The following is a 19880-nucleotide window of genomic DNA, read 5'->3' as shown; positions in this document are numbered from 1 at the left end:
CCGGCGGTGGCACCGTACGCGATGGCGTACAACCGCCGACACGGATCCGGTGGCCCGGGAGACTGGGACTGTCGGAAAGACGACGACGTGGAGAACCCGCGTCTGGTCTGTCCGGCCGAGCTGGTTGCCCGATGCCGTTACGGGTGGTCGAACGTCGGGTCCGCGAGCCGTGGGTCGAAATCGGGAAACGAGCCGTCGCCGAACAGGATCCGCGCTGCCAGGACGCGACCGGGACGACGGCGTAGCACGGCGACCGCCGCCTCTGCCGCTGCGGGGTACCGGATGCCGGCAAACGCGCGCCGGAGCAACAGCCGGCCGCGGAACCGGGTCCGCAGCGCGTTCCCGTCGTAGCGACGCAGGGTACGCGGATCGCCGGTACGCAGATAGCTGGCGACGACCGCCGCGGCCAGTTCGGACATGCGTAGGCAGGGGTCCAGCCCGCCGGCGGTCAGCGGCGACACCGCACCCGCCGCATCTCCGACGAGCAGCCCGGCGGGACATGCCAACCGCCGTAGCACACCGCCGACCGGGATCGGACCACCTCGACGCTCGACCGGACCGGTCGGCGCGGTGCGACCGGGGGCGTCCGCGGCGAAGGTATCCAGCAGGTGGCGGATTCCGGTACGCATCGCGCCCGGATATCCCGCGACGCCGACGTGGGCATGCCGGCCGTCGTCGATGACCCAGCCCAGGTACCCGGGGGCGACTCGGGGGTCCAGCACGCAGTGGAACGCCGGGATGGTGTTTCCCGGCGCGATCGGGTGGACGATCTCGGCACCGACGAGAAGGCGTCGGTTGACGTCGAGGCCGAGATCACGGGCTACCCGGGAGCGGGCGCCGTCCGCGCCGACTATGAACCGGGTCCGCACCGGTTCCGCGCCTGCGAACCGTACAAGTCCCATCGAGGCGTCGACATACCGCACGCCGAGCCGGACCCGTACCCCGGCCGACGCCGCCGCACGGTCTGCGTACTCGTACACGGCCGCCATGTCCGCCACCCGGTATTCGTCCCGGTCACTGGTGAGCCGGATCGGTGCCCGCCGCGACGGCGGGTACAACAGCACATCCCGGATGCCGGGCCCGAGCAGATGGTCCGGCAGATCGAAGTCGTCGAGGGTACGACGCACGAAGATCCCTGTCGTCCGGATGCCCGTCGAAAGCGACCTGCGTCGGTCGACCACCATCACATCCAGTCCTCGTTGCGCGAGCAGCCGGGCTGTGTGCAGACCGGCCAGGCCCGCACCCACGACCAGTACATCCACTGTCTGCACACCCTGCGACGATAGGACCACCAGCCGGCCCGTACGGCCTTGTGCACGCAATCTGCCCGGCATCTCCACACCGTCGACACACTCCCTTTGCCGTAGGAGTGCCGTCGCTGCCGCGCCGGTGCCTGCCTAGGTTTCTCCGCGCTCCGCCCGCGGTTCGGGCAGGGCGCCGCGGCCGTGCGGCGGGATCCGGGTTGCGTCAGGCGGGCCGGGACAGGATGACGATGCCGAGGCACATCTCGTCGCTGGTCCCCTCGCCCCAGACGACGTACCGGGGCGGCAGGTTGCGCAGTTGGGGCAGGCGCTGCCGCAGCGTCACGTCGTGGGTGCAGGTGACCCGGTAGACGTCGCCGGGCCTGACCGCCACCGGTTGCGGCAGGGGGCGGTTGGCCTGCTCGTCGAAGTTGTACGTCGGGATGTCGAGCAGGGTCCGCGCCTTCGGGGTACCGGGGTTGAGTTCGATCTTGATCGCGCTGCCCAGCAGGTGCATGTGACCGGCGACCGCCTGCACCACGCCGGCCTCCCTGACCTGGTGGTCGCAGCGCTGCGTGTTGCCGGCGGCCGGCGCACGCCCCCGGTTGCAGTACTGGTTGAGCTGCTCCGCCTGCTCACCGGCCTCGGCGCCGAACCGGTGCCGCACGTCCCGCACCGCCGCCTCGCGCTGGCAGAGTTCGCCACGCTCATCGGGTGCGCAGGGCAGCTCGACCGGGGCCGCCAGCAGCTCGGTGGAGAGCGGGCTCACCTCTTCGGAGCCGCCGACGAGGCGCAGCCGGATGCCGGACTGGTCGGTGTCGTTGCCGCCGGCCCGGACGTCCATCAGGTTGTAGTGCACCTGCATCACCAGTTGGGTGCCGGGCGGCATCGGATAGCCGAGGCCGGGCGCCAGCAGCGTCTCGTTCGCGCCGGGCGCCCAGTGCGCCACCCAGGCCGCGTCGCCGATCCCGGCGTCGCCGAAGCAGGTCCAGCCGTCGCCGGGGGTCTCCGCGTCGAGCTTGCGGGCCGGCGCCACCTCCGCCGGATCGAGCCGGAAGAAGATGGCGTGGTGCACCATGTCGCCGTTCTGCGGCAGGAACTGGCTGCCGGTCAGGAACGCGGACTCGGTCAGGGCCGGGTCGACCAGGAAGCAGCGGTATTCGTCGGTGCCGCCGTTCGGCGCCGACGGGCGGTACGGCCGCGCCATGTCCAGGTTGACGAACCGCTCCCCGGAGCGCAGCGGCGCGGCCGGTGGAATGTCGACTGCGCCGTGCGCTCCGCCGTGGGCGCTGGCGGAGGCGGTCGCCGCCGCCTTCTCCGAGCCGTCGTCCGGGTCGGCCCCGCAGGAGGTGATGAGGAGGGTGGCGGCCAACGAGGCGGCCACGATGACAAGAGGGCGTACGCGTCGATGCACGTTTTTCATAACGCCGGGCCTCCGCACAGGATCCGGGCTGATCCGCAACTATCAGATGAAGTCGGAACTTTCCGAGGATAACTCTTAAGCGGTCGCGAAGACACCCCGAGTGGACGGCGTAACATACCGGCCCGTTGGTTGAACCTTTTTCGCTCGACAGCCGAACTACAGGAGTATCGGCCGGACGAAGGGACTTCACTGTGCGTCACAGGGCAATGTGCTGGGTCGTCGCCCTGCTCACCGCCACGGTCGCGGGTACGACCCTCGGTGCCGGAGCCGCGACCGCCGACGTCACCGTGGCCCCGGTGCAGGCCGTACAGGGTGGGGCGGCGAAGCTGACCTTCCGGGTCACCGAGGACCGGGCACCGGCGCACACCACCAAGATCGAGTTGTTGATGCCGGAGTCGGCTCCGGTCGCGGAAACGTACCCGATGTCGGACCCGCAGTGGGCGCCCCGGATGACGATGCGGAAGGTGGACCAGACGCTCGGCGGGATCCACCACGGGCAGGTCACCGAGGTGGTCGCCAGCATCGTCTGGACCCGCGCCGGCGCTCCCGCGCCGGGGGCCGGCCCGGCCGAGTTGGTCGTCTCGCTCGGCCCGCTGCCGCAGACCGACCGGATGACGTTCCACCTCGTGCAGACGTACTCGGACGGTCATGTCACGAACTGGAACCAGCCGCCCTCGTCCGAGGTCCCGCAGCCGGAGTTCCCGGCGCCGGTGCTGACCCTGGCCCCGCCGGCCGCCGCGGCCGGCCCGACCGCGGCGGCGCCCGGGGCCGCCGGGGCGGAGGCGCCGGAGAGCGGCACCGCGGCCGACGACCCGGACCAGGGCTTCGGTTCGCTGGCCACCGGCCTGGTCGCCGGACTGGTCCTCGGACTGGCCGTCGCCGCCTGGCTGTATCTGCGCCGCCCCCGGTCCGGGGGCACCGACCGGGCGGAGGCGCCGCCCGCCGGGTCGGACGGCGGCGCCTCCCCGGCGGAGCCGGCGCCCGGCACTCCCGCCGACCCGGCAGCGGCCCCGGACGCCCCGCCCGGCGAACGGGCGACGAGCGGCGGACGGGCGTGGCGGCTGCGCGAGTGAAACCCTCGACGAGCGCGGTTCAGGTCGGACGGTCTTCAGGTGGAGAAGGGCTCAGCCGCCGCTGTCACTCTCCTCGGTCTGTTCGTCGGGCTGCGTGGTCTCGCCGCGCCGGAGTACGGCTTCGGGGGCGCAGAGCACGGTCACCCGGTAGGTGACGCCGAGGTTGGAGAAGATCTGGCCGCGCAGACCGAGGCAGAGCCCCACCCCGGGGAGCCCTTCGGGGTGCTCGAAGAACTCGACCACCGGCTCGGCGACCGCCCCCACCAGTCCCTGGGTCCGCAGCGCGGTGCTGGCCACCTGCAGCAGGCCCGCGCCGACCTGCACCTCGACGTCGTCGAGCCGGTCCACGTCGTACCAGTGGGTGTCGGGCAGGAAGAGCTGCCAGTCCACGCCCCGCTGCCGGTAGTCGGGCCCCAACTGGCCGCTCTCCGGATCCGGCCGGTCGCCGATCCAGGCCATCCCGGCATAGTCGCTGCGCAGCCGCCGCGCGTCGGTGGCGAACTCCGTCACGACGGTGTCGAGGCGCGGCTGGGCGACGAGGTGCACATCTGCGTCGGTCACCCGGGGCACCCTAGCACCGCCCGACCTGGCGGGTAGCCCGGCCACCCCTGCCGTCACCAGGGGCGTTCCCGACCCGGATCGGCGGGTTCGCCCCGCACGCTACCCTGGGGTCCCCGCTGGACGCACCCGGCGCCCTGGGACCAAGATGTGCATCGAGCGATGGCGGTCGACGGAACGCCGGGAGAAGGGACGTCAGCTCGGGGGGACGGGACGCCACCGGTCACCGATGGTGAACGGTGCTGGAAGCTGATCGGGGACGTACATGGGCATCATGGGGCAGATGCAGCGGGCGCACGCACAGCAGGTGCACGCGCAGCAACGAGCATCGACCACCCCGTACCAGCAGCACCAGCAGATGCTCTGGGAGGCCGAGCGCGCCCGGCAGGCCGCCGAGCGGGCGGCGGAGGCGGACGAGCGGGAGCGCCGACGACTCTACGTGGAGGCCAGGGCGGCCCGGGTCAAGGCCGCCAACACCAACCTCCAGTCCCAGTTGGACGAGCTGGACACCCTGCTGCGGACCACCCTGGCCATCGACGACCACATCGACCTCGAGCGGCTGAAGAAGCAGGCCAGCTATCCGGAGTTCACGCCGGGCGAGCTGGGCATGCCGCTGCGGGCGCCGGACTGGCGACGTTTCGCGCCGCCCGAGCCGAACGCGCTCGGCAAGATGTTCGGCGGCGAGGCCCGCTACCAGCAGTTGCTGACCGAGGCGGAGCAGGCGTTCGAGAAGGCCAGGGCCAAGCACGCGGCGGGCGAGGCGGCCCGGCAGCAGCGGCTCGCCCAGGCCCGGCGCAAGTACGACAAGCACTGCCAGCAGCTCGATGCCCAGGTCGCGAGCCACAACGCCGAGATCGACAAATTCGGTGCCGCGCTGGCCGCCGCCGAGCCGAACGCCGTGGTGAAGTACTTCGGGCTGGTGCTCGGCAACTCGGTCTATCCGGAGGACTTTCCGCAGCGCTACCGGCTCGCCTACGTCCCGGACTCCCGGCTGATCGTGGTGGAATACCTGCTGCCGACCGTCGCGGTGGTGCCGAGGGTCCGGGAATACCGGTACGTCAAGGCCGGCGACGAGGTGCAGACGGTGGCCCGCCCGGCGGACGAGATCCGGCAGCGGTACGCCGACGTGATCACCCAGGTGGCGCTGCGTACCGTGCACGAGCTCTTCGAGGCCGACCGTACCGGGCTGGTCGAGACGATCGTCTTCAACGGCATCGTCGAGACCACCCACCCCGGCACGGGGCAGGCGGTCCGGCCCTGCCTGGTGACCCTGCGGACCAGCCGGGACGCCTTCACCGCCATCAACCTGGCCAAGGTCGATCCAGCGGCCTGCCTGCGGCACCTGCGGGCCACCCTGTCGCCCCGGCCGGAGGATCTGGTCGAGGTACGCCCGGTGCTGGAGTTCGACGTGGTCGACAAGCGCTTCGTCGACGAGGTGGACGTACTGGCCGACCTGGACCATCGCGCCAACCTGCACAAGTTGAGCCGGACCGAGTTCGAGGACGTGATCCGGAGCCTCTTCGGCAAGCTCGGCCTGGAGATCCGGACGACCCGGACGGCGCCGGACGGCGGCCTCGACTGCGTGGCGTTCGACCCGCGCCCGATCTTCGGCGGCAAGGTGGTGATCCAGGCCCGACGGGACCGCGGCACCATGGACGTGTCCGCGGTGCGGGACCTCTTCGGCACGGTGCTGGGCGAGGGTGCGACCAAGGGCATCCTGGTGACGACCAGTGGCTACGGCCCGGAATCGTTCGAGTTCGCCTCCGGTAAGCCGCTGGAGTTGATCGACGGCTCCAACCTGCTGCACCTGCTGGCCGAGCACGCCGAGATTCGCGCCCGGATCGACCCGAACGAGCGCTGACCCGCCCGTCGGCCGGGAGTCAGTCCGTGCCGGCGTTGCGGCGGTCGTACGCCTCCCGGGCGGCGGCGATCGCCTGCCGGTGCCGTTCCGCCCAGCCGGTCAGCACGAGCAGGGAGTCGTAGAGTTCCCGGGCCATCTCGGTGGCGACGTACTCGACCCGGGGCGGGACGGTGGGATAGGTGGTCCGGACCAGCAGTCCGTCACGTTCGAGGTTGCGCAGGGTGAGGGTGAGCATCCGCCGGCTGATTCCCTCGACCGAGCGCTCCAGTTCGGTGAAGCGGATCGGTCCCCGGCTCGCCTCGATGATGATGCCGATGCTCCACTTACCGCCCACCCGGTCCAGAACCTCGCGAACCGTGCAGGCCCGGACGTGGTCGCCGAGACAGGCCGACCCGTCGACGTCCGGCTCCGCGTTCGGCTCGGTCATGATGCGCCTCCTTGGTCCGGCGGCAATAGTCACATGGGCCTGATCGGCCGACAACCCGCACCCAGGGCTTACCCGCCCTGGTGCCGGCCGTACGGATCGGCGGCCGGCACCAGGGTCGGGGCGGTATCGGTCAGCCGGTGATCGCCAGGTCGGCGGTTGTCCACCGAGCCGCCGGTGGCCCAGGCGTCCAGCGGCACCGTCGACCAGGATGAAGTTCGCCGACTCCCGGGGGCGGCTCTGGGTCCACGGCATCTCGCCGTTCGCCCAGCGGGCCGGGATGTAGACGGTCTTGGCCGGAGCGACCGCCGGGGGTGCCTCGGACACCGGGCCGGTCCCGGCGGCCGGGGCGCCGGACGCCGTCGGCCGAGGTCGCCAGCGCCAATGACGCCGCGATGGCGACGGCGCCGCGACGCAGTCTCGACGTGGTCATCGGAGTCTCCCCCAGAAATGGTCAGGACGGTGTGCGCGGTACTCGTGCGCCGGTGGTGGTGGCGAGATGGCGGGTGCTGCGCCGGTACGGGTGGATGGTGGTCCGGTGCCGGCGTGCGCCCCGCCCCGGGCCGTCCGGACGCCCTTCTGGAGCATCCGGACGGCCCTGTGCGGGGTCGGTCCGGGGGCGGCCGGGCTCAGGGGCTGTACGCCTTCACCTCCAACAGCCCCACCGAGCCCTGGCCGCTGGTCAGCGCCACCCGCAACCGGGTGGTGCCGATGCTCGGGAAGGTCACCCGGTTGTACTGGTTGGCCGCGACCGGATAGCCGCTGGCACCGGGCACGTCGGCGTAGGCGCTGCCGGTCCAGTACTGGAGTTTCCAGGAGGCCGGGACGCGCACCCCGCCGTTGTCGTCGAAGAAGTAGACCTCGGCGGCGTTCAGGGTGCGGCTGGTCGGCCAGGTCAGTTCGGCCCACTGCGCGCCGGTGTTCGGCCAGGTGCCCCAGCGCGGGTTGACGGTGTCGTTGGAACTCGGCGGCTCGATCCCGTCGTTGATCGCTGCCACCGACTCCCAGGCCGAGGTGTACGACGCGGACGGCGTCGCCGCCCCCGCCACGTTGGCACCCGGCTCGGGGTCGGGGTCAGGATCGGGATCGGGATCCGGGTTGGTGCCGCCCCGGTTGTAGACCTTGATCTCGGTCAGCCCGGTCTTGGCCGAGCCGGAGGCGTGGGTGAACTGCACCCGCAACCGGGCGGTGCTGACCGCGGTGAAGGTGACCCGGTTGTAGTTGGACTGCGGTGTGCCCGGGGACTTGGCCTGGGAGGCCGCGTTCACCCAGGCACTGCCGTTCCAGTACTGCACGTTGTACGAGGCCGGCGGCCGGTACCGGTTCGTCGCCCGGTCGTTGCGGAACCAGAGCCGTACCTCGTCGACGGCCCGGGCCTGACCGAAGTTCAGCTCGTACGAGTCGGTGGCGTTCGGCGTCCCGTAGCTGCCCCAGACCGGTTCGTTGATCGGGAAGCCGTCGATCGCCGCCCCGGTGGAGGTGCCGGAGGCGGTGTACGACGCCGTCGCCGTCGACCCCTGGGCCAGGTTCGGCGTGGTCGAGGTGAGGTCGGCGCCCGCCTTGGCGAAGATGTCCACCATCCGGGCACTGTTCTGCACCACCTGCTGCGGCAGTTGCAGCCCGGAGACGGCGGTGCTGAAGTTGGTCGTCCCGCCGGCCGGCAGGGTGACCGCACCGGTCGCCGGGTTGTAGAGCACCCGGGTCAGCCGGTCCACCGTGAACGCCCGGGTGCCGTTGAGATAGACCGAGTAGCCCTGCGGCACCCCGGAATACCGGCTGACCCCGTCGGCCGGGTCGTCCCAGACCACGCTGAGGTTCATGTTGCGGTACCGCAGGTTGTTCACGGCGAAGTGCGACCAGTTGATGTTGATCGGGGACAGCTCGACGGTGTTGTCGGAGCGCGGCCGCAGCCCGGCGACGTCCTCGACCACCGTCCAGTTGCTGCTGCCCAGGATGTTGTGGTGGATCCAGGACCGGTAGGCGATGGTCCGGGACGACGGGTTCCAGTCCGCCCAGAACTCGTTGGCGTCCGGCCACTGGGTGTTGCCGCCGATGTACTGCGCCCAGGCGTTCCAGTAGAGGAGTTGCTTGTAGTTCTCGGCGGTCATCCACTGGTTGGGGTAGTTGCGCAGCACCGAGGAGTAGAGCCGGAACTGCACGGTCGAGTTGATGGTGGAGAAGTTGTTGCTGCCCGGCTGGCCGGCGGCCGCCGCCGCGGCCTTGTCGCGCTGGTTGGCGGTGAAGAACGGGAAGATCGGGTACTCCGCCGGGTCGTCGTAGAGGCGCAGCGCCTGCCGGTACTGGTCGGTGTTCGGCATCAGCCCGACCGAGTACGGGTAGTAGTTGTTGATCTCCTTCCACGGCACGTGCGTGTTGGTGGAGACGTGCTTGTGCTCCAGCAGTTGCCGGGACGGGTTCCACAGCACGTTGACGATGCCGTTGCGGATCCGGTCGGCGATCGTCTGCATCTCGTTCGCCTTCGCCGTGTTCCCCAGCAGCGTGTACGCCTGCACCGCCGCCATCGCGTTGCTCCAGACGTACGCGCCCTCGGCCCGGTCCAGGTTGCCGGCCCGCCAGTGGAACGACACCGCGTCGGCGTCGTTGCCGGTCATCGCGCCCCAGTCGTACTCGATGATCCCGTTGTTGTTGGTGTCGTAGCTGGCAAGCTGCCCCTTGACGTCCTGCTCGGCGTAGCGGGCCAGGTTCGCCACGATCGCCGGCTGGCCGCCGTGGATCTGGTAGCTGCGCCAGGCCGCCTCGGAGACGTACTGGGTGTAGGAGTTCGACCAGTTCTCCGGGTCACCGGGGTTGTCGGAGAAGCGGCCGTTCCGGGAGACCTGCCCGACCGAGGTCCACGGCCCGTACGAGTAGATCGGGTTGCGCAGGTACTTCAGGTCGTCGATGTGCATCGGCTGGGTCAGCACGATCGCGTTGTTGTAGCCGAGCGCCCCCTCCACCGAGGTGGGGAACTGGAAGTCCTGGCCGGGGATGTCCACGTCCAGGTAGTTGAAGCGCATCAGCCACCAGCGGTAGTAGATGTTCTTCTTGATCGCCGCGTCCGGCACGTCGATGTACGGGATGTTCTCCGCCCACCACCGGTTGTACGCCCGCACGTGGGTGGCGAACGCCGTCGCCGGGGTGTAGCCCCGGTAGGCGTTGTACTCGGTCAGCGACTCCGGTATCTCGTTCGCCACCAACCCGAGCTGCACCTTGGTGCTGACCGACTGCCCGGCGGCGAGCGTCACCGACCGGTTCAGCCCGCCCGAGCTGACCGTGAACCCGTCCCCGGAGAGCCGGGGATAGAGCGTGGTCAGGTTGTTCTTCACCGCCCGGGTGCCGGTCAGCTCGCTGCCGCTGCCGGTGGCGGCGTACGGCGAGGTGGCCCGCAGTTGCAGGGTCACCGAGCCGGAGCCGTTGTTCACCACGTTCAGGTTGGTCACCGCGACGTTCTGCGCGGTGATGAACTTCGACACCTCGACCCGGACCGAGCCGCTGGTGTAGACACCCCGCCAGTGGCTCGGCGACTGCCACCGGCTGGAGACCTGCTCGGTGAAGGTGCCCGGGGTGACCGCCACGGTGTACGCGGCCTGGCTGCTGATGTTGTCCCAGTACGCCGCGTTGCCGGCGAAGCCGATCTGGGCCGGGTTGTGGGTGTACATGAACATGCCCCGGCCCCGGGTCATCAGCCAGGCGCCGGCCGGGTCGTTGCCGGGCCGGGCGAGCAGCCGGTCCAGCCAGAAGTCGGTGCCGCCGCTCTCGGCGTCGTAGATCGCCTGCATGGTGTTGCCGGTGCTGTAGCCGACCGGCGGTGCCGGAACGGCCGGCCCGGAGAAGGTGGGATAGCCGATGGTCTGCGCGGCCGTGGCCGCCGTCTGGGGTACGACGAGGGCGCCGGCGGCCAGCACGACCGCGAGTACGGCCGCCCGTGCGCTCCGCTTCAGGCCCGTGCCGAACCGCATCGGGGCACCTCCAGGGGGTCGACGGTGGGGAACGGCTCTGCTACGGCGGAGCGGGCTCATCCCCGGCTCCACTGTTGGGCGGGCTGGCCGGTGCAGTCGGCGAGGACGAGGGCCATGCCGCCGGGCTGGGGCGTGGTGGCGAGGCAGCGACCGCCGGGTACTCCGGCCACCGAGCCGTCGGGCCGCAGGCTCCACCGCTGGCCGGCGCCGCCGGTGCAGTCGGAGAGCAGCACGGCGGTCCCCGCCGTGGCGCCCGGCCCCGATGTGTCCAGGCACCTGCCGTGCATCCGCAGGGTCTCCCCCACCTGCCGCACCGCCTGGTCCGCACCGCCGTCGCAGGTCCCGAGAACAGGTTGGACCGCACCGGCGGGTACGTCGAGGCAGCCTCCCGAGGCGCCGTTGACCATCCGGAACGTCGTCGGCGCGGGAGCCGGGGCGGCGGCGTTGCGGATCAGGAACAGGTTGTCGGCGACGTTGTAGTAGGTGGCCAGGTAGCTGCCGGCGGCCGGGGCGGTGTGGTAGTAGTCGTCGTGGTTGCAGTCCAGCCGCTGGTCGTGCGCCCGGTCCGGGCACCTGGTCTGGATCACCGTGCTGGCGTTGTCCTTGTAGCACATGACGTCCCACTCGTCGACGCAGTGCGCGTAGCCGGAGGCGTTCGGGGCGTTGTTGTTGACCGCGCCGAGGGTGTGCCCGAGTTCGTGCGCCGCGACCCCGGCGTTCCAGCAGCCGCTGTCCGCGCGGGCGTACTCGGGGCCGGAGTTGGAGCGGTTCTGGTCGGTCTTGCGGGTGTCGCCGGCAAAGCCACCGATGCCGCAGTAGACCCGGGCGTCCACGAACTGGAGGTACTTGCGATCGGTACGGGTGTAGCCGGCCGCCCGCACCGCGTTCAGCAGCGGTGCCCAGTCGTTGGCGTTCAGCGCGGCGTCGGGGATCTGCACGTCCCGGACGACCGGGCGGCAGGCGCCGTTCACCGTCTCGGTGACGTACCGGACCCGCCGCGAGCCGCCGGTCTCCCGGGCGCTCTCGTAGAAGATCGCGTCGACGCTCTCGGCCAGGGTACGGAAGGTCTCCAGGTACTGGGCGTACCGGTTCACGCTGCCGTGCACGTAGAGCACCTCGACCCGCCGACCGGAGACGCCGTCACCCTCGCAGACCGGCAGCGCCCGGGGCGCGAGTCGGGCCGCACGCGGCGAGATCGGCTGGATCTCCCGGTCCACTGACAGGCCGGCGGGCGGGCTGTCCGGGCCGTGCGTACACATCGTCGGGACGATCCCGGCCACCTGGTAGGCGCCGACGCAGGGACCGGTCCGGGCGGCGACGAGCCCGCCGTACACCAGACCCCGGGCCGGATCGTCGGCCGGAACTCCGGAGAGCGGCCGCGCGGCGGGACCGACCGGTCCGTGCCCGTGCGCGGCGGGGGTGCCGGGCGGATGGTGGTGGTCGGCGGTGCCGGGCGGATGGTGGTGGTCGGCGGACGGCGGGCCGGCCGCCGGAGCGGCCCGGGAGTCGGCACCGGCGGGTCCGACCAGGGCGAACAGGACGAGGAGCAGGCCGGATGCGCCGGCCAGCAGCCGGGTACGGCCACGGGGGCGGGGGGCGGGGGTTGCCATGAGGATTCCCTCCTCGGCGAGGTGGACTGCCGCCGTCGGCGGCGGGACGGGGTCCGGGGCCCGGCCGGACGGGGGTAACCGGCCGGGCCCCGGACGGCTAGGGCTGGTAGGCGAGCCACTCCAGCAGACCGGTGGAGAAGCCGGACCGCGAGGTGATGTTCAGCCGCAGCCGGGTGGTGCTGACGGAGTTGAAGGTGGTGACGTTGTAGGCGTTGCCGGCCACCCCGCAGCTCGACTGGCCCGGCACGTTCGCGTACGCGCTGCCGATCCAGTACTGCACCTGGCAGGAGGCGGGCAGGTCGATGCCCTGGTCGTCGTCGAACCAGTAGGTGGCGATCCGGTTCACGGTGCGGGCCGACGGCCAGGTGTACTCGACCCACTGGGTGCCCTGCTCCGGCCAGTTGCCGTACGCCAGGTTGCTCTTGTCGGCCGAGTTGGCCGGTACGCCGCCGTTGTTCAGCGCCGCCAGGCTCTCCCAGGTCGAGACGTACGAGGTGGTGGCGGTCGCCGAGGTGGCCAGGTTGGTGCCGGCCGGCGGGCCGCCCGGATCGGGGCCGGGCCCAGGGCCGGGACCGGTGCTGGTCTGCACCACCCGCTGCATGGTGCCGTCGGCGTTGAAGTAGAGCCGGTCGACCGCGACCGAGCGGCGGAAGTTACCGCCGCCGGGAGCGTTGGCGGTGTGGTAGACCATGTACCACTGGCCGTTGAACTCCACCACACCGGCGTGGTTGGTGGTCGAGGAGACCTGGCCGAGCACGATGCCCCGGTGCGTCCACGGTCCCATCGGGTTGGTGGCGGTGGCGTACCGCTGGCAGGCGTAGCTGGACGAGGTGACGCAGCCGTTCGTGTCGTTGGCGGCGTACATCATGTAGTAGAGGCCGTTGCGCTTGAACATCCACGGGGCCTCCCAGAAGTTGCTCAGCCCGGTGGGGGTGACCACCGGCCCGTCCAGCTCGATCATGTTCGACTTCAGCCGGGCCGCCCGGGCACCCCAGTAGCCGCCCCAGTAGATGTACGCCTGCCCGTCGTCGTCGACGAAGACCGTCGGGTCGATGTTCAGCCCGGAGGAGTTCGGGGTGCTGTCGCTGATCAGCGGTCCGCCCTTGGCGTCGGTGAACGGGCCGAGCGGGCTGTCCGCGACCGCGACCCCGATGTCCATCCAGCCGGCACCCCGACCGTTCACCGAGGTGTACCAGTAGTACCTGCCGTTGCGCGGCTCCACCTCACTGGCCCAGGCGTCTGCGCCGGCCCATCCGAAGGTGGCGATCGAGGCCCGGGCGCCGTGCTGGGTCCAGGTGCTGGCGTCGGTCGAGGAGAGGACGTGCCACTCCCGCATCCGGAAGTTGTTGTCCCCGACCGGTGCCTCGTCCCGGCCGGCGTAGATGTACATGGTGTTGCCGACCACCAGCGGCGCCGGGTCGGCGGTGTAGATGCCGGTGACGATCGGGTTCGCCGCCGAGGCGGGGCCGGCCGGTATCGCCAGCCCGACCCCGGCCAGCAGTCCGGCGACCCCGCCGGCCGCGGCCCGGAACCATCGTCTGCTGCGCACTGAACCTTTTTCAACCTCCCCCTGCGGTCCGTCGTGGCCGCAGGCGGAAGTCGGAGCGCACACGCCGCACGGTTCAGGTTGAAAAAAGTTCACTGTCCGCTCTCCTGTTCGGTGTGGGGGTGGTGGTCAGGCGGAACGGGGCGACGTCACAGGCCGGTCGAGTTCAGCTCGGCGATCTCGGCCGCACTCAGCGCCCGGGCGTAGACCCGGAAGCCGTCCACCGCGCCGGTCAGGTAGGGGTCGCCGGAGTACTGCGACCGGCCGAGCCAGTTGTTGGCGGTCGAGCCGAGCGCGGCGGGGCGGGTGGTCAGGGCGGTGTTCCGGGCCACCTCGACGCCGTTCACGTAGAGCACGCCGGTGTTGCCGGTCTGGGTGACCGCGACGTGCGTCCAGGTGTCGACCGGCAGCGCGGTCGGCCCGTTGATCTGCTGTTCCGCTCCGGCTCCCCCGCTGGTGATGGCGAACCGGACGGTGCCGGCCCCGCTCTGCGGGGTGAGGAAGAGGTACGCCCCGGTCCCGGTGCCGAAGTCGAAGACCCGGGCCCAGGCCGCGGCGGCGGTCCGGCGTACCCAGGTCGCCACGGTGAACGCGGTCGCGCCGGCCAGCAGCCCGGCCGGCAGGCTGACGTGCCCGCCGGTGCCGTTCAGGTTGACCGCGTTGCCGCTCCGGCCGGTGGTCCAGTTCGCCCCGCCGGTCAGGGTGCCGGTCCTGCCGTTGCCGGTGGCGTCGGCGGCGGAGGTGCCGGCGGCCTCGTCGAACCGGTAGTGCGCGACGAACGGGGTCGGCGGGGCGCCGGTCACCGTCCAGTAGACGGTGTAGCGCTGGCCGTGCATCTTGTAGAACGGCAGCAGCGTGACCGCGCCGGTGCTGGCGGTCGCCGTGTACTGCAACGGGGTCGAGGTCGGCGTGATGGTAGCCGGGTTCAGGGTCGGCAGCGCGGAGAGGTTGGTGTCGCCGTACGCCCCGGCGAGCACGATCGGTCCGTGCTTGACCGCCTGCACCGTGGAGTTGTCCGGGGTGGCCTCCCGGGTCAGCGCCATCGGCAGGCTGATCTCGACCACGTCACCGGAGGACCATGTCCGGTTGATCCGGGCGAAGCTGCCGGCGGCGACCCCGGACTGCACCGCGCCGTTCAGCCGCACCTGCGCGCCGGTGGCCCAGCCGGGGATCCGGATCCGCAGGTCGATCGCGCCGGAGCCGGTCACGGTGAGCCGGCTGGACGGCGCCTCCGGGAAGGTGGTGTCCTGCTGCACCGTGATCCCCCGGCCCGGCCAGACCAGCCGGGAGGCGGCGAAGAGGTTGACGTAGAGGATCTCGCCGTTGTGGAAGTAGATGCTGTCGGCGAGCTTGGTGTGAGTTTCCATCCCGGTGCCGTGACAGCAGGTGAAGTTGCTGTAGTCGTTGCTGTACGTCTTGATCCCGCCGGCCCGCAGCGGCACGTAGTAGCAGTGGAAGCCATGCGACGAGCTGGGGTTCTGCGCGCCGATCAGGTGGTTCCAGAGCGCCCGCTCGTAGTAGTCGAGGTAGTCCAGCCGGCTCGGGTTGGTGAAGAAGAGCTGCCGGGTCAGCTTCAGCATGTTGTACGTGTTGCAGCACTCGCAGGTGCTGTCGGAGAGCTCGCTGGCGATCCGGTTCGGCGCCTTGAAGTACTCCCCGTTGGAGTTGCCGCCGATCACGTAGCTGTGCCGGCCGACCACGATGTCCCAGAAGTTGACCGCGATGTCGCGGTACCGGGTGGTGCCGGTGGCGTGGTATTCGCGGATCGCGCCGAGGATCTTCGGGATCTGGGTGTTGGCGTGGTAGTTGTTCAGCGCGTCGGTGTTCGCGGCCAGCGGGTCGAAGATCTCCGCGTGGTCGAAGTAGCGGGCCGTGCTGAGGTGGTCCGGGTTCTCGGTGAGCTGGTAGAGGTTGGTCAGCACCTCGTTCATCCCGCCGAACTCGGTGTCCAGCATGTTCTGCCGCTGGGTCTGGCTGAGCCGGTCGTTGCGGAGCTTGACCCAGGTCGCCATCCGGGTCAGCACGTCCAACGCCTGGGCGTTGCCGGTCAGCAGGTGCATGTCGAGCAGCCCGGCCATGATCTTGTGCAGCGTGTAGTACGGCGCCCAGACCTGCTGCCGGGCCTCCACCCGGTCGATGAAGCTCTCCGGGTACGCCGACAGGTAGCCGGTGTTGTAGCCGGCGGTGGTGGCCCGGTTCTGGCAGATCGCGAGCTGGGCCACCAGGTAGTCGCCCTTGGTCTTGAAGGCCGCCTGTCCGGTGTTCGCGTACGCCTGGGCCAGTGCGGTCAGCACGTGCCCGGTGGAGTGGCCGCGCAGTTCGGTGCTGGGCGACTCCCAGCCGCCGCAGGCGGTCGCCGAGGAGGAGAGTCCGTAGTTGAGCCGGAAGGTGTGCAGCAGCCGGTCCGGGTCGAGGAAGTTCAGGTACGCGCGGGTACGGCCGGCGTTCGCCTGGAACGGGCCGGCCAGCAGGGTGACCGCGGAGAGCGGGAACGCGTACGCGGAGACGCCGATGTCGGTCCGGGCGGCGGCGGCCGGTGCGGCCGGCAGGGCTCCGGCGACCGCGGTGCCGACCGCGACGGCGGCCCCGGTCTGCAACAGGGACCGGCGGGACAGGGTGGTTCTGGGCATGGTTGGTCACCTCCGGGGGCGGGGGGGGGGGCCCGCCCCCCCCCCCGGGGGCCCCCGGGGGGGGCCCCCCCCCCCCCGGGCGCCGCCGGACAGGGTGGTTCTGGGCATGGTTGGTCACCTCCGGGGGCGGGGGGTCGCCCGGCCGGACCGGCCGGGCGACCCTAGGGTTCGAGCGACCAGGTCAGTAGCCGTAGCGGCTCTTCAGGTGCCGCCACCAGTCCCGGAACATCCAGAGGTCGAACTCGGTGATCGACCTGGCGGTGCCCGCCTTCATGAGGAAGCAGCACACTCCGGTGGGGGTCCAGTCGTAGAAGTCGTCCAGCCCGTAGGTATGGCCGATCTCGTGCAGCAGGATGTACATGTCCGCGGCGTTGATGTTGTTCATGAAGTACTCGCGGCCCAACCGCTGGCCCCAGTCACCGCCGTGACCACCCCCGAAGCCGTCGGTCAGCCAGAGCGAGTGGTCGTAGTGCCGGGCCGCGCCGCCGGGACAGTTCGGGTACTGGCCGTTCTGGTTGAAGAACCGACCGCACGGCGCCGCGCACTGCGGGGCGTTCTCCCGGATGTCGTTCACGTAGATGTCCACCGAGTTGTCCGACCACTGCAACTGGGACCGGTTGCGGACCGCCCAGCCGACCACCCGGACCGGGACGTCGGTGTACGGGAACGCGTTGTGCCCGACCATCACGTCCATCCACTTCTTGTACTGCCGGGCCAGGGCCGCGTGGATCTGGTCCCGCTGGGCGGCGGTGACGGTGGCCGAGGAGTCCCAGCGGACGCAGTAGTTGATGTAGCCCCCGTTGGCGAAGAGCTGGTCCCAGCCGTAGTTGCGGAAGCCGTACAGGTTGCCGTTGTTGTAGGTCTGCTCCTGGTGCCGCCAGACCTCGTCCAGCGGGGTGACCAGGTTGGCCGGCGGGCTCCAGGTGGACAACAGGGTCGCGTCGGTTCCCGCGCGGCCCGCCGCCCCGTCGCCGGACAGCCCGGTGTCGAACGCGCCGGCGGTCGCGTCCCGGGTCGGGTCGCCGGCCGGAGCGGCCTGCGCAACCCCGACGCCGGTCACCAGCATGACCGCCGTGAGCAGTGGCACCAGGGCCTGCCACCATCGCCTCATCTTCAGTTCCTCCTCCGCTCAAGTGATTGATGATGATCAATTTCTTGGCGCCGGGTCCGCCAGAGGTTCGGCGGCGTGGTGGGGTTACGGCGTTCAGCACACGATGGCTTACGAAAAGGTTTTCGGCAAGGTGTTGCGCATATTACGAGGGCGTAACGGTGAGACGTAAGTATCGGGAGGAACAGTGGTTGATCTTCCGAGATGTTCCGAAAAGGTTCTCGAAGCGGTTTCGGAAGTGCGTACCGCCGGGTTGCCGGGCGTGGACGGCGGCGGGCTGGGTAACGCGATTGCCAGCGACGACGCCACGGGCGCGATTGCCAGCGGCGACGGACGGGGCGGAGGAGGCACGGATGCCGACCGGGACGAGCGGGCCGCCACCCGGCCCGCCGGTCGTACTGACCGTCAACGCGGGGTCGGCCAGCCTCCGTCTCGACTACGTCCGGGCCGGCGAGGTCACCGACGGCCTGGCCCGGACCGAGCCGCCCGGGTCGGCCGAGGCGGACCGGGCGGTACGCGACTTCCTCGCCGTCCACGACCCGCCCGACGCCGTCGGTCACCGGCTGGTGCACGGCGGTGACCTGGTCCGCACCCCGACCCGGCTGGACGACGCCCTCCGGTCCGGACTCGACCGGCTGGGCACGCTGGCCCCGCTGCACCTGCCACCCGCGCTACGCCTGCTGGACCGGATCCGGGAGCAACTGCCCGACGTGCCGCAGGTGCTCTGCCCGGACACCGCCTTCCACGCCCACCTGCCGGCGGCCGCCGCCACCTACCCGCTGCCCGCGCAGTGGCGCCGGCGGTGGGGCCTGCGCCGGTACGGCTTCCACGGCCTGTCGTACGCCTACGCCCTGCGCCGCACCGCCGAACTGCTCGGCCGGCCGGCCGATGGCCTCCAACTCCTGCTGGCCCACCTCGGCGGCGGCGCCTCGGTCTGCGCGGTCCGGGACGGCCACAGCGTCGACACCTCGATGGGTTTCACCCCGCTCGACGGCATCCCGATGTCGAAACGCTCCGGTGCGGTCGACCCGGGAATGCTGCTCTGGCTGCTCGAGGACGACCGGCTCACCCTGGCCGAGCTCTCCGAGGGACTCAACTCACGGTCCGGGCTGCTCGGCCTCTCCGGCGGCCGCTCCTCCGACACCCGTGACCTGGTCGCCGCCGCCCCGGACGACCCGGTCTCGGCACTCGCGCTGCAGGTCTACGCCCACCGGGTACGCCGGGAACTGGCCGCCGCCGCCACCAGCCTGGACCGGCTGGACGCGCTGGTCTTCACCGGCGAGATCGGCTGGGACCAACCCGAGGTACGGCACGACGTCTGCGCCGGGCTCGGCCTGCTCGGCGTCACGCCACCGCAGGGCGGCAACCGGGAGACCGACACCATCGTCTCGGCCCCCGACGCCCGGGTCCCGGTGCTGGTCGTCGAACCCCGGGAGGACCTCCAGGTCGCCGCCGAGACCCTCGCCGCACTGCGCTGACCCTCGGCTCGCCGACCCGAGGTGATCTCGGCCCGCCGAAGCAAGGTGGTCGGCCGGTCAGTCGGTCCCGGTGCCGTCACGCCAGCCGTACCGGGTCTGGAAGCCGAGCAGCCGGCGCGCGGCGGAACTGTCCAGCGGCGAGTCGAAGCCGTCCAGCGGCGCCCGGAGCTGTGTACCCGGGTGGAACCGGGCCAGCAGCTCGGCCGTCGGTACCGTCGTGGAGGTGTCCGGTGCGGCGACGTTGAAGACGTGGTGACCGGTCAGCCCCGAGGTCAGCGCGGCGTGCACCGCCCGGGCCGCGTCCCGGGTGTCGAGCCAGGCCCACAGCTCCCGGCGGTTGGCCGCCACGTCCCGTCGGATCCGGGCGAGGTGGCCGGTCAACCGGTCGCCGTCGCCGACGAACGGGAACCGCAGCAGGATCGTCGGCATCCCCCACCGCCGGGTGGCGAACGCGCCGACCTGCTCGGTCATCGTCTTCGACAGCCCGTACGAGTCGATCGCCACCGAGGGCTGTGCCTCGTCGATCGGCACGTACGGCGGGGACAGGTCCCGCCCGGCCCAGGCGTACCCGTACGCCGCGACGCTGGACGCCGCCACCGCGCACCGTACGCCGGCCCGGCCGGCACCGTCGAGCACGAGATAGGCGCCCTGGACGTTCTGGGCCAGGGTCTCGTCCTCGGGTACCTGGCCGGGTGCGGCGATCGCGGCGAGGTGCACGACGGCGTCGACCGGCGGGCCGAACGGGCGCAGGCTCTCCTGCACGAACCCCCGGTCCCGGACGTCGCCGACCAGCACCAGCTCGGCCTTGGGACTGGCGAACGGCGACCGGTCCACGGCGACCACCCGCAACCCCGAATCGGCCAGGTACGGCACGACAACCGCGCCGATCACCCCGGCCGCGCCGGTGACCAGTACCACGGCGTCGGCGCCCGGCACGGACTGCCGGGTCCCCTGCTGGGACATCTGCTC

Annotated in this window: 14 protein-coding genes; 3 read left to right on the top strand and 11 right to left on the bottom strand. The window is 71.2% G+C overall.

Annotated features, from left to right (window positions below):
- Positions 1 to 137 precede the first annotated feature (137 nt).
- Both R6Y94_RS01675 and R6Y94_RS01670 read right to left on the bottom strand, forming a co-directional pair.
- Positions 138 to 1271 carry an NAD(P)/FAD-dependent oxidoreductase gene (locus R6Y94_RS01675; RefSeq protein ID WP_318393938.1) on the bottom strand — a complete coding sequence of 378 codons (1134 nt, stop codon included), beginning with the start codon at positions 1269 to 1271 and terminating at the stop codon, positions 138 to 140.
- Positions 1272 to 1467: 196 nt separating this feature from the next.
- A complete protein-coding gene (locus R6Y94_RS01670; RefSeq protein WP_318393937.1) occupies positions 1468 to 2664 on the bottom strand; it encodes a monooxygenase in 1197 nt (398 codons plus the stop codon).
- A 191-nt stretch (positions 2665 to 2855) separates the two neighbouring features.
- On the opposite strand from R6Y94_RS01670, the gene R6Y94_RS01665 reads away from it, so the two are divergent.
- Entirely contained in the window at positions 2856 to 3737 is an 882-nt protein-coding gene (locus tag R6Y94_RS01665) for a YcnI family protein (RefSeq protein ID WP_318393936.1), read from the top strand.
- Positions 3738 to 3788: 51 nt separating this feature from the next.
- On the opposite strand, the gene R6Y94_RS01660 is transcribed toward R6Y94_RS01665, so the two are convergent.
- Positions 3789 to 4298 (bottom strand): hypothetical protein, encoded by a 510-nt coding sequence (locus tag R6Y94_RS01660; RefSeq protein ID WP_318393935.1) that lies wholly within the window; start codon positions 4296 to 4298, stop codon positions 3789 to 3791.
- Between the two features lie 280 nt (positions 4299 to 4578).
- On the opposite strand from R6Y94_RS01660, the gene R6Y94_RS01655 reads away from it, so the two are divergent.
- The gene (locus R6Y94_RS01655; protein ID WP_318393934.1) at positions 4579 to 6156 is read left to right on the top strand and encodes a restriction endonuclease; all 1578 of its coding nucleotides are present in this window, start codon (positions 4579 to 4581) and stop codon (positions 6154 to 6156) included.
- Between the two features lie 19 nt (positions 6157 to 6175).
- Here R6Y94_RS01655 and R6Y94_RS01650 read toward each other — a convergent pair whose 3' ends face one another.
- The 7 genes from R6Y94_RS01650 to R6Y94_RS01620 form a co-directional block, all read right to left on the bottom strand.
- Entirely contained in the window at positions 6176 to 6583 is a 408-nt protein-coding gene (locus R6Y94_RS01650) for a helix-turn-helix domain-containing protein (RefSeq protein ID WP_318393933.1), read from the bottom strand.
- A 68-nt stretch (positions 6584 to 6651) separates the two neighbouring features.
- The gene (locus tag R6Y94_RS01645; RefSeq protein WP_318393932.1) at positions 6652 to 6780 is read right to left on the bottom strand and encodes a hypothetical protein; all 129 of its coding nucleotides are present in this window, start codon (positions 6778 to 6780) and stop codon (positions 6652 to 6654) included.
- Between the two features lie 429 nt (positions 6781 to 7209).
- On the bottom strand, positions 7210 to 10539 hold the full coding sequence (locus R6Y94_RS01640) for an MGH1-like glycoside hydrolase domain-containing protein (protein WP_318393931.1): 3330 nt from the start codon (positions 10537 to 10539) through the stop codon (positions 7210 to 7212).
- 56 nt (positions 10540 to 10595) lie between these two features.
- Positions 10596 to 12149, bottom strand: a complete 1554-nt coding sequence (locus R6Y94_RS01635; protein WP_318393930.1) for a ricin-type beta-trefoil lectin domain protein — start codon at positions 12147 to 12149, stop codon at positions 10596 to 10598.
- A 97-nt stretch (positions 12150 to 12246) separates the two neighbouring features.
- A complete protein-coding gene (locus tag R6Y94_RS01630; RefSeq protein WP_318393929.1) occupies positions 12247 to 13698 on the bottom strand; it encodes a glycoside hydrolase family 43 protein in 1452 nt (483 codons plus the stop codon).
- 146 nt (positions 13699 to 13844) lie between these two features.
- Positions 13845 to 16325: a beta-L-arabinofuranosidase domain-containing protein gene (locus tag R6Y94_RS01625; protein ID WP_318393928.1), complete on the bottom strand. Its 2481-nt coding sequence runs from the start codon at positions 16323 to 16325 to the stop codon at positions 13845 to 13847.
- A 181-nt stretch (positions 16326 to 16506) separates the two neighbouring features.
- Positions 16507 to 17436 (bottom strand): hypothetical protein, encoded by a 930-nt coding sequence (locus R6Y94_RS01620; protein ID WP_318393927.1) that lies wholly within the window; start codon positions 17434 to 17436, stop codon positions 16507 to 16509.
- Positions 17437 to 17786: 350 nt separating this feature from the next.
- Between R6Y94_RS01620 and R6Y94_RS01615 the strand changes: the two genes are divergently transcribed.
- The gene (locus R6Y94_RS01615; RefSeq protein WP_318393926.1) at positions 17787 to 18911 is read left to right on the top strand and encodes an acetate/propionate family kinase; all 1125 of its coding nucleotides are present in this window, start codon (positions 17787 to 17789) and stop codon (positions 18909 to 18911) included.
- 57 nt (positions 18912 to 18968) lie between these two features.
- Here R6Y94_RS01615 and R6Y94_RS01610 read toward each other — a convergent pair whose 3' ends face one another.
- Positions 18969 to 19874, bottom strand: coding sequence for an NAD(P)-dependent oxidoreductase (locus R6Y94_RS01610; RefSeq protein ID WP_318393925.1), 906 nt, complete (start codon positions 19872 to 19874; stop codon positions 18969 to 18971).
- Positions 19875 to 19880: the final 6 nt, after the last annotated feature.

The sequence above is a fragment of the Plantactinospora sp. KLBMP9567 genome, assembly GCF_033446045.1.
Lineage (GTDB): Bacteria > Actinomycetota > Actinomycetes > Mycobacteriales > Micromonosporaceae > Plantactinospora.
This window is presented reverse-complemented; position numbering and strand designations above follow the sequence as displayed.

What these genes read in the sequence shown, in the direction of transcription:
- R6Y94_RS01670 (WP_318393937.1), bottom strand. Translation starts at nt 2,664, where the DNA reads ATGAAAAACGTGCATCGACGCGTACGCCCTCTTGTCATCGTGGCCGCC.
- R6Y94_RS01655 (WP_318393934.1), top strand. Translation starts at nt 4,579, where the DNA reads ATGCAGCGGGCGCACGCACAGCAGGTGCACGCGCAGCAACGAGCATCG.
- R6Y94_RS01650 (WP_318393933.1), bottom strand. Translation starts at nt 6,583, where the DNA reads ATGACCGAGCCGAACGCGGAGCCGGACGTCGACGGGTCGGCCTGTCTC.
- R6Y94_RS01640 (WP_318393931.1), bottom strand. Translation starts at nt 10,539, where the DNA reads ATGCGGTTCGGCACGGGCCTGAAGCGGAGCGCACGGGCGGCCGTACTC.
- R6Y94_RS01635 (WP_318393930.1), bottom strand. Translation starts at nt 12,149, where the DNA reads ATGGCAACCCCCGCCCCCCGCCCCCGTGGCCGTACCCGGCTGCTGGCC.
- R6Y94_RS01625 (WP_318393928.1), bottom strand. Translation starts at nt 16,325, where the DNA reads ATGCCCAGAACCACCCTGTCCCGCCGGTCCCTGTTGCAGACCGGGGCC.
- R6Y94_RS01620 (WP_318393927.1), bottom strand. Translation starts at nt 17,436, where the DNA reads ATGAGGCGATGGTGGCAGGCCCTGGTGCCACTGCTCACGGCGGTCATG.
- R6Y94_RS01615 (WP_318393926.1), top strand. Translation starts at nt 17,787, where the DNA reads ATGCCGACCGGGACGAGCGGGCCGCCACCCGGCCCGCCGGTCGTACTG.
- R6Y94_RS01610 (WP_318393925.1), bottom strand. Translation starts at nt 19,874, where the DNA reads ATGTCCCAGCAGGGGACCCGGCAGTCCGTGCCGGGCGCCGACGCCGTG.